Genomic DNA, 8,999 nt, shown 5'->3' on the forward strand with positions numbered 1-8,999 from the left:
GCGGATAGCCTACCATGCTCGCCACTCCATGTAAAGCGAGCGTATGCAAATAATATACTGCCGAAACCTACATTGGTAAACTGCCACTAACAAGTAGACATGCTTGATTGACTCAGCGGTTGGATGACCATGCTCAGAAGCCATTCGCAATGCTTCAGTCGGCAAGTGGAAGTCCTGCTCCTTCAGAAGAACAGCCAGTAAGCTTAATGCCGCTTTCTTCTCTTCCAGTGAACAGGCTTCAAAGTAGACCTTCCACTCTTCAGGCAGCTGATCATAGAAGGAGCTGTATTTCAATGCCGTTGGCCGTTTGGCCATTAACGTTAAATAGGGCTGCCAATTCATCGCTCTTCGTTCGCTTCCATACAGTCTAGGATGCGTAATCAGGATTTCATTCTTTTCATTTAGAATGGTTACCTGGTCAAAGGAAAGCTTGGCTGTCACTGCTTGTCCGGCGAAGCGGGGCGACGTGGAATACTGCTTTCCGTCAATTCGGATCATCCCATATTTATCTGCTTTCAAATGTTCGTAGCGGATACATTCATATTTTTTACCTGGCAATTGTAACAGTTGCTCTTTGTCTGCCAAATGCAGTTCTGAAATCGGCAGTTCCTTTTCGTAATGTGCTCTCTCCCGATCTTCTACACTCCAGATAAGGGCCTGTTCATTTACGTCTGCCAAACGATCATACGGGACAGCCGGCAACAGATAATTATTGCGGATATACTTCACCATGGCTTCCACATGGCTCTTCTCATTGCCGCTGTTCGGATTGCAGAATTCGTAGGAAAACCCATAGTGTGCGGCGAATCGTTCAAATTCCTCTGTCAGTACGCGTTCGCCCTCCGGCAGTACTTTTTTGACCGCAGGGGACAGGTTATCAAAACGGATGGTGTGTGGTACACCTTCCAAGAATTCAAACATGTTTGCCAATCCCTGTAGAAAACACTCTCGGTTCTCGGACGGGAACACCTGATATAAAAATGCGTTACTGTAAGGAAAGGAAAGCACCAAGAAATGCCGGATGACTTCCTCTCCTTCATGCAGGAATGGTGCTTCTCCAAAATCCACCTGTGCGGCTCCTGGCTTTGTTTCCAATGGCAGAGCTGCCTCTTCACTTTCTTCCGCTAATTCTCGCTTCCGTTTCGAAACATAGTCCCGGACCGAACGGTCTGAACCTTGGAATTCATGATGCTTTACCAATAGATCATAGATACGTTTTGCTGTCCTGCGGAACTTTTTCTTTTTCTTTGCATCTTCTTTTAGCCATTCGTCAATGATCGGTTTCACTGGATCCATGACGGGCGACTTTCGTTGCTGCCTAATGGGCGTTGCAGGATTGAAATCTTCCATATCGGAATACTTCTTCACTGTCCGCCTGTCCACTCCCATCTGCCGAGCTACTTCTGCATAGCTCCGTCCTTTTGTATTGGTTTCATATCTGATATAATTTACTTCAGCCATTGCTAACATTTCCTATACTACCTCCCGTGAACGTAATGCCCATACAGGAGTGTATGTATTATTTTTGATGTTGGCAAGTGGCCTTTTTTATGTACATAAATTAGCTGCCGTTTTCTACATTTCTAGTGTGCCATAAACAATGAGTCTTATTCACGCACACTTCATACGGAATACGGCGATTTGAACATCCAAGTGCCTCGTGATCGCAAGGGTGATTTCAAACAACAGACCGTGGCACCTTATAAACGTTCAAATGATACGCTTGAAGCAACGGTTATTCATCTTTTTAAAAAGGGAATCACGATGGCAGAAATCTCGTCATTAATCGAAAAAATGTATGGACATCACTATACACCTCAGACGATTTCGAATATGACAAAAGCTGTTTCTGAGACAGTTGAAGCCTTTAATCATCGTACTCTGCACCAACGCTATGTTTGCGTTTATTTAGACGCGACCTATATCGCAGTGCGTCGTGACACGGTTTCAAAAGAAGCTGTCTATATTGCCGTTGGTATTCGTGAGGATGGCTCAAAAGAAGTACTAGCCTATACCATCGCTCCAACTGAATCTTCCTACAATTGGCACGAGCTATTAGAAGAACTAAAAGAACGTGGTATAGAAGACGTGTTGTTATTTATTTCAGATGGGTTAAAAGGTATGGTAGACGCCATTCAAACGGTTTTTCCAAAAGCCAAATACCAGACATGTTTAGTTCATGTTGCACGCAATCTCTCGCACAAAGTTCGCGTGGAAGATCGCCAAGCAGTGTGTGATGATTTCAAAAAAATCCATCAAGCAGTGAGTCGTGAAGACGGTCAAAAAGCGCTTGATACATTTTGTGAGACGTGGAAAAAGGCATATCCAAAAGTCGTTAAATCATTAACAGAAAATGCATATCTACTTACGTTTTATAGCTTTCCAAAAGATATTTGGCGCAGTATTTACTCGACAAATTTAATGGAGTCTTTTAATAAACAAATCAAGAAATATACGAAACGCAAAGAACAGTTTCCGAACGAAGAATCGCTAGAACGTTTCTTAGTAACGCAATTCGAGGACTACAATCAACGCTTCGCCACACGCTGCCACATCGGGTTTAATAAGGCCCGTGCAGCGCTAGCAGAGATGTTTGAGAAAATACATGAATCGGCAGAATAAGAGGGACGCTCCGGCGCGAAATTTTGATGTTTAGGAAAGGGCTATCCCTTTCCTAAACATCAAAATCAATCCTTCGAACCAGCCCATTTTAAATCCAGCGTGATGATCTACCTGAAAAGGTTGTAAAGTCATTTACACAAAAATATTGACACTACCAAGCGATGCGATGTAGATTATGGTATAATATGGTTAATATTAAATAATTACAGGCTTTTATAATATGTCCGATTTGCAAGGCATTGAAACAATAGAAAATGAATTAAGAAGAAATGGAATGATCGTATGAAAGTTGAATTGCGCTTCACATTAAAAACTCTTAGAAGGGGTAGCGTCAAGAAAATGTGATTATCTGGAGCTACCTCCTATAGTAAAGAAACGTTGCATTAGCCTAATTTATAAAAAATAGGAAAGGTGTTGAGGAAAATCATGTATATTAACCCTTTGAACATATATGCCTTTATATTTATCCTATCATTTTTTCTGATTTTAACTATTTTTATTGGATTTATAATATATAGGTACTTTACTTTACATCGTAAGACTTATTGGATTTCTGCAATATGTATAAACCTTATAATTCTAGTTGGAAGTGTCTATTTATTTTTATATCCAACTTTGGAACGCATGTATGTAATAAATCAATACGAAGAACTATTGAATGAATATTTGTCGAAAAATAATAATAATAGAACTTGGGAGTTTGGAAGTGACCACCGAACTCGTCATGCTGATATTCATAGTGACTCGTACGAGATTCATGTTTTTTTTCAAGATGAACCCTTGAGAGGATATGTCTATAAGATAGATTTAGATCATGAGATAGTAGAAAATGTTAGAAATTATAAAAGAAATGAATAAAATAAACAATCACAATATTTCGTTTATTTCTAAAATAATTTGTGGAAATTTGGAAATATAGGTTGACTCATTTTCTCATTATTTGTAATATTTAGTAGTTAGAATATTTTGAAATCACAATGGATATGAAAGGGGAATGTAAATGAAAAGAAAACTAAATATCACCGCAATTTTAATGGCTTGTTTTTTATTATTATTCTTTCAACACTCGGCTCAGGCAGAATCTACCGAGACTGTTTCTGTAGAAAAAGCTATAGAAGCTATTCAGAATATTCATGAAAATATGCCTCAATCGGAAAAAGAAGAGTTAGGTTGGGGAGAGATTGAGTTAAATCATATGTTAGACTTATATGACATTAATGATGATATTGTGGCATAATATTTTCAAGTTATTGAACAAGGTGTACAAGTAGGTTATTTTATTCAAAGTGCACGAACTGATATAGAGCCAATTATCGAATTTGGAAATACACCGTATGGACACGAGATTGAAATGATGGAACAACCTAAAGCAAATGATAAACTATATTACTTTGGTGCAAATAATTTTGTGTATGCTAGTAACAAATCCGAAGTAAGAAATATGTTTAATGAAAATATTCAAGAGAAGGTACAACTACTATCAAAACAACTGTCAAACTCCGTCTTAAGTCGAGTCGAGAATAATGAATTAGAAGGTAAGATTAAGCAATTAAAAAACATTAAAATTGAGGATTTAAGTTTAAAAAGAAGTAAAAAAAATGAGGAACTCTGGTCAAGTATCTTAGAAACATCCGACTATAATAATGAGCAAGAAGATTTAGTTACAGCTCTTAATTATCCTTCTTCTGGAAGAATTGACGGATGGACACATATGTGGCAAGGGCAATCTGGTGTAAATGGTTCTGGAAGTGCCTGTGGACCTGCAACAGCAGCCATGATATTAGATTATATGCATTATCGGTTTGATTCTAATATTCGTAATGTAAATACTTATGGGAGTCAAAGTGCATTCATCAATGCATTAAGATACTATTTAGGTACACAATCTTGGGGTACAACTTATCCAATGTTTGCAGAGAGACTTCAACAAATTTTAAATACCGATAGTAACGGGTGGAATGTTGTTAGAGTTAATGGACCAGGTGGTGGAGGTAGTGCGACTTATATGCATGACCGATTTAAAGATAGGATAATCGCTCAACGTCCACCAGCAGTATACTGGCATACTTGGAGTGTATTCGATGACCCCATGATTGAAACAGAATACCATTGGCAGATGGGATTTGCATATTGGAGAGAAAGTGGTTCTGATATGATTCGTGTAGTGGAACCTGCTTGGCAAAATACTCATGTGAGAAATTACAATTTCAATACTCAATCTCCATATTTTCATTTAGTTATTATTGGCGGTGCTCCGTCTTAACCTTGATGCGTAGGCTTTTCCTTAATTATGGCACCTTCGGCTTAACTTCAATAACAATGTAATCAAGGACCTTATATCAGGTCCTTGATTTATACTTAAATATCAACAATATTATTTAACAGAGCCTATAATTAATACATAAACTAATTAAATTTTAGAGAATTCTTTTTCATCCCATCCCCATGAAGCGTCTTTTTGCTTATCTAAATGCTTACTGACATATCCAGCGGTCACAGACTTATTAGAATGCCCGACGGTTTGTTGGACAATTTCAATAGGTATACCTCGTTGTATAATGGAGTAGGTCACAAAGAAATGGCGCGCCCAGTGACTAGAAATATTTCCTTTTTTATGACGTAACCAATCAAACTCCGTACGCTGTGACTGCTAGAATAAAGTGTACAGTTTTTGCTTGATAAGATGAAACACTTATTACCCAAATATACCAGCGAAAAAACTCAACCTAACACTGTAAACTGATCTTAGTTTCATACCGACAGTGGAGGTTAGCAAAGGTGGATAAGTGGGAAATGTATGTTTATGGCAGTCTAAAAATGTAGCTTTTGGTGAAACAGAGCCTTGGAATAAGCGGTGCCTGTCACGATCTGGAATGTGTCGAAGGATTGAAAGAGAAAAAAAGTTATCGCTGTTGGCGGTGGCTCTTTTTTTGGTGGCAATAAAGAAAAACGCCTTAACTCCATCCATAGCTGGAGACTAAGGCTAATTCGTCCTTCAACTATCTTACTCCTTCTGATTCATTTCTCGTTTCATCGCTTCGGCAACAAATTCTACATTGGTACCGACAATGACTTGTAAGCTCGTTTTATTTAGCTTGATGACACCGTGGGCACCGTGCTTTTTCAGCAGCTCATCATTGACTTTTGTCATGTCAGCGACCGTTAAGCGAAGACGTGTCGCGCAATGATCCAATGATGTGATGTTTTCTTTTCCCCCGAGTCCTTTGATAAACTGCTGTCCCATTTCAGACGTTTGGTCTCCAGGTGTAACTGCTGCTCCTTCCTGCTCTTCAGCGATTTCATCCTCTCGTCCTGGTGTTTTTAGCTTCAAGACTTTAATTAAGAAGTAGAAGATGAAAAAGTAGATCGCCCCGTATATTAGACCAATCAGCAATAGCAGGAGCGGTCGCTGGGCAATGCCGAAGTTTAAGAAATAGTCAATCGCCCCGGCAGAGAAGGTAAACCCATGATGAATCTCTAGCGTATTAACAATAAAAATCGAGGAGGCTGTTAGGAGTGCATGAACGACATAGAGCAATGGAGCCAAGAACATAAAGGAAAACTCAATCGGTTCGGTAATCCCTGTTAAAAAGGAGGTTAAAGCCATGCCACCTAACAGTCCTGCGGTTGCTTTGCGGCGCTCTGGCTTTGCGGTAAGAATCATCGCCAGGCATGCAGCAGGAAGCCCAAACATCATAATTGGGAAGAATCCGCCCATGAAAACACCTGCGGTCGGATCACCAGCGAAGAAACGGTGTAAATCTCCTGTAACGCCTTCGTATTCACCAAAAACAAACCAAACGAGGCTATTAATCACATGGTGCAGACCAAGTGGGATTAACAGGCGGTTGAAAAAACCGTACACTGCGGCACCAAAGGCACCTGCACTCGTAATCCACGTACCAAAATTGTAGATCATTTCTTGAATCGGAGGCCAAATAAAACCGAAAATCCCTCCTAAAAGAACGGCGACACCAGCGGTTACAATTAAGACAAATCGTCTGCCGCCAAAAAAGGCAAGCCAATCGGGTAATTTTGTCTCGCTAAAACGGTTATAGATAAGTCCAGCTACTATCCCGATAATAATTCCGCCTAAAACGCCCAAATTAATGGAATCGTCGATCGCTGTTGCCGCATGGATGAGGACCCAATAGCCAATGGCTCCTGATAAGGCTGCGGCACCATGACCGTCTTTCGCAAACCCGATCGCTACCCCGATGGCAAAAAGGATCGCAAGGTTTTCAAAGAGGGCTCCCCCTGCACTATGGACAAAGGGGATGTTCAGCATATCGTCTGCCCCTAATCGCAGCAGCAGGCCTGCTGGCACGAGCACTGCAATCGGCAGTAATAGCGACTTACCAATTCGTTGCAGGAAGTTCAGCATATCCATTCAGCTCCTTTAAATGACAAGATAGAAAACGCTTTCTCCTATAGAATAGCACAGGATAAATATAGTTGTCTATACCAATTTTTGAGTGGGTAAGTGAATTTTTTCAGTAAATTAGGTATATAAAATGTTGTGTTTGGCGCTTACCGTTTCTGAGGTATAGACAACTAGTTTTAATTAACGTACAATGAATAACAGATACGAGACAGAAGTAGAAACGAAGGAGCACGAAGAGGATGGACAAAATTGTGTGCATTAAAAACATCACCCTTCATGCAGAGGATGAAACGTATCCAAATGGGTATATAAAAGTGATGGATGGAAAAATCGCTGAAATCGGTTCGGCTAGCGACTTGAGTGATCATGATGATCATGAGTGGATGATATTATCACCCTCCTTTCATCTTATCCCTGGAATGATCGATGTCCACATTCACGGAGCGGCTGGTGCTGATACCATGGATGCAACGGCAGAAGCGCTGCAGACAATGGCGAATGCCTTGCCAAAGGAAGGAACGACAAGCTTTTTAGCAACGACGATCACACAATCAACGGAGGCAATCGAACAAGCATTAGAAAATGCAGCTCAGTTTATTGAAGAGGGTCAATCAGCCGGTGAAGCTGAAGTGTTAGGTATCCATTTGGAAGGACCGTTTATTTCAGCCAAACGAGCAGGGGCCCAGCCGCCTGATCACATCAAGAACCCCGATTTGCAGCTTTTTAAAAAATGGCAGCAGCTTGCAAAAGGGAAGATTAAGCTTGTGACGTTAGCGCCTGAGCGTTCAGGTGGATTGGCACTCGTCCACTATTTAAAAGAAACGGGTGTAACCGCTTCAATTGGTCATTCTGATGCAACCTATCAGGAAGTGGAAGAAGCGATTAAAGCGGGGGCGGCCCACGTGACTCACTTATTTAATGGTATGAGAGGCTTGCATCACCGAGAACCAGGAGCTGCAGGAGCCGCTTTATTGAAGGATGAGCTTCTTGTTGAAATCATTGCCGATGGCATTCATGTTATCCCTGAAATGATTCAACTTGCGTATAAGCAGAAAACCAGTGAGCGCCTCATCTTAATTACGGATGCGATTCGGGCCAAATGCTTGAAGAACGGCACCTATGATTTAGGAGGGCAAGAGGTGCGTGTTGAAGCCGGTGAAGCCACGTTAGGCGATGGTACGCTTGCGGGCAGCATGCTGAAAATGAAGGATGCGGCAAAGAACATTCAATCGTACACGAACGCTACGCTCTCAGACATAATAAAAATGACATCTGTCAATGCAGCAAAGCAACTGAACGTTTTTGACAGAAAAGGAAGCATTGCCATAGGAAAGGATGCAGATTTTGTCATTGTTGACGAAGCGTTCGATGTCGTTATGACCTTTTGTCGAGGGAAGCTTGCTTATGAAAGAAAGGAGTCGTACGAGTGAACATCATCAAGGTTGAGAGCTACGATGAAATGAGTCAGAAAGCAGCTGAGTTGATCATTGAGAAAGTGAAAAATGTTGGTCGGATGAACCTTGGTCTTGCTACAGGAGGCACGCCAAAAGGGCTGTATCAAAAGCTTGTTGAAGATCACAAAGCGAATGGAACGTCCTATAAAGAGGTGACGACCTTCAATTTGGATGAGTATGTGGGTCTTTCGGCGACTCATCCAAACAGCTATAATGATTATATGAATCGTTTTTTGTTCAATCATATCAATATTGATAAATCGAATACACACCTCCCGAACGGATTAGCCTCTGATTTAGAAAAAGAGTGTAAGCGTTATGAAGCAAACATCGATGCTTCAGGTGGCATTGATCTTCAAGTGCTAGGGATAGGAGAGAACGGACATATTGGCTTTAATGAGCCTGGAACCTCTTTTGATTCACGTACCCATGTCGTCAAGCTTGAAGAATCAACACGAAAAGCTAATTCTCGTTATTTTCAGGCGATGGATGAGGTGCCAACCCATGCAATTACAATGGGGATTGCCACGATTATGAAG

At 40.9% G+C, this 8,999-nt stretch carries 7 protein-coding genes and 1 pseudogene; 5 read left to right on the forward strand and 3 right to left on the reverse strand.

Annotation, left to right across the window (positions count from 1 at the left end):
* Window positions 1–9 precede the first annotated feature (9 nt).
* The gene (gene istA, locus BLT_RS0101525; RefSeq protein ID WP_017726068.1) at window positions 10–1,470 is read right to left on the reverse strand and encodes an IS21 family transposase; all 1,461 of its coding nucleotides are present in this window, start codon (window positions 1,468–1,470) and stop codon (window positions 10–12) included.
* Between the two features lie 129 nt (window positions 1,471–1,599).
* Between istA and BLT_RS21190 the strand changes: the two are divergent.
* The 3 genes and pseudogenes from BLT_RS21190 to BLT_RS0101545 form a co-directional block, all read left to right on the forward strand.
* Window positions 1,600–2,622 (forward strand): annotated as a pseudogene (locus tag BLT_RS21190) (IS256 family transposase); the annotation flags it as partial.
* Window positions 2,623–3,622: 1,000 nt separating this feature from the next.
* Window positions 3,623–3,859, forward strand: coding sequence for a hypothetical protein (locus BLT_RS0101540; protein ID WP_017726071.1), 237 nt, complete (start codon window positions 3,623–3,625; stop codon window positions 3,857–3,859).
* A 117-nt stretch (window positions 3,860–3,976) separates the two neighbouring features.
* Window positions 3,977–4,885 carry a hypothetical protein gene (locus BLT_RS0101545; protein WP_017726072.1) on the forward strand — a complete coding sequence of 303 codons (909 nt, stop codon included), beginning with the start codon at window positions 3,977–3,979 and terminating at the stop codon, window positions 4,883–4,885.
* Window positions 4,886–5,032: 147 nt separating this feature from the next.
* Here BLT_RS0101545 and BLT_RS22880 read toward each other — a convergent pair whose 3' ends face one another.
* Window positions 5,033–5,224 carry a site-specific integrase gene (locus tag BLT_RS22880; protein WP_081599571.1) on the reverse strand — a complete coding sequence of 64 codons (192 nt, stop codon included), beginning with the start codon at window positions 5,222–5,224 and terminating at the stop codon, window positions 5,033–5,035.
* A gap of 402 nt (window positions 5,225–5,626) precedes the next feature.
* Window positions 5,627–7,006 carry an N-acetylglucosamine-specific PTS transporter subunit IIBC gene (nagE, locus tag BLT_RS0101555; protein ID WP_017726074.1) on the reverse strand — a complete coding sequence of 460 codons (1,380 nt, stop codon included), beginning with the start codon at window positions 7,004–7,006 and terminating at the stop codon, window positions 5,627–5,629.
* 239 nt (window positions 7,007–7,245) lie between these two features.
* On the opposite strand from nagE, the gene nagA reads away from it, so the two are divergent.
* Window positions 7,246–8,436 (forward strand): N-acetylglucosamine-6-phosphate deacetylase, encoded by a 1,191-nt coding sequence (nagA, locus tag BLT_RS0101560; protein WP_017726075.1) that lies wholly within the window; start codon window positions 7,246–7,248, stop codon window positions 8,434–8,436.
* Window positions 8,433–8,999: glucosamine-6-phosphate deaminase (gene nagB, locus BLT_RS0101565; RefSeq protein ID WP_017726076.1), on the forward strand; the 567-nt coding region annotated here is incomplete at its 3' end. The genes nagA and nagB, both read left to right, overlap by 4 nt.

It is taken from the genome of Halalkalibacterium ligniniphilum, from assembly GCF_000334155.1.
Lineage (GTDB): Bacteria > Bacillota > Bacilli > Bacillales > Bacillaceae_D > Halalkalibacterium > Halalkalibacterium ligniniphilum.

Excerpts from the sequence above, each read along its gene's own strand:
- istA (WP_017726068.1), bottom strand. The coding sequence starts at position 1,470 with ATGTTAGCAATGGCTGAAGTAAATTATATCAGATATGAAACCAATACA.
- BLT_RS0101540 (WP_017726071.1), top strand. The coding sequence starts at position 3,623 with ATGAAAAGAAAACTAAATATCACCGCAATTTTAATGGCTTGTTTTTTA.
- BLT_RS0101545 (WP_017726072.1), top strand. The coding sequence starts at position 3,977 with ATGGAACAACCTAAAGCAAATGATAAACTATATTACTTTGGTGCAAAT.
- nagE (WP_017726074.1), bottom strand. The coding sequence starts at position 7,006 with ATGCTGAACTTCCTGCAACGAATTGGTAAGTCGCTATTACTGCCGATT.
- nagA (WP_017726075.1), top strand. The coding sequence starts at position 7,246 with ATGGACAAAATTGTGTGCATTAAAAACATCACCCTTCATGCAGAGGAT.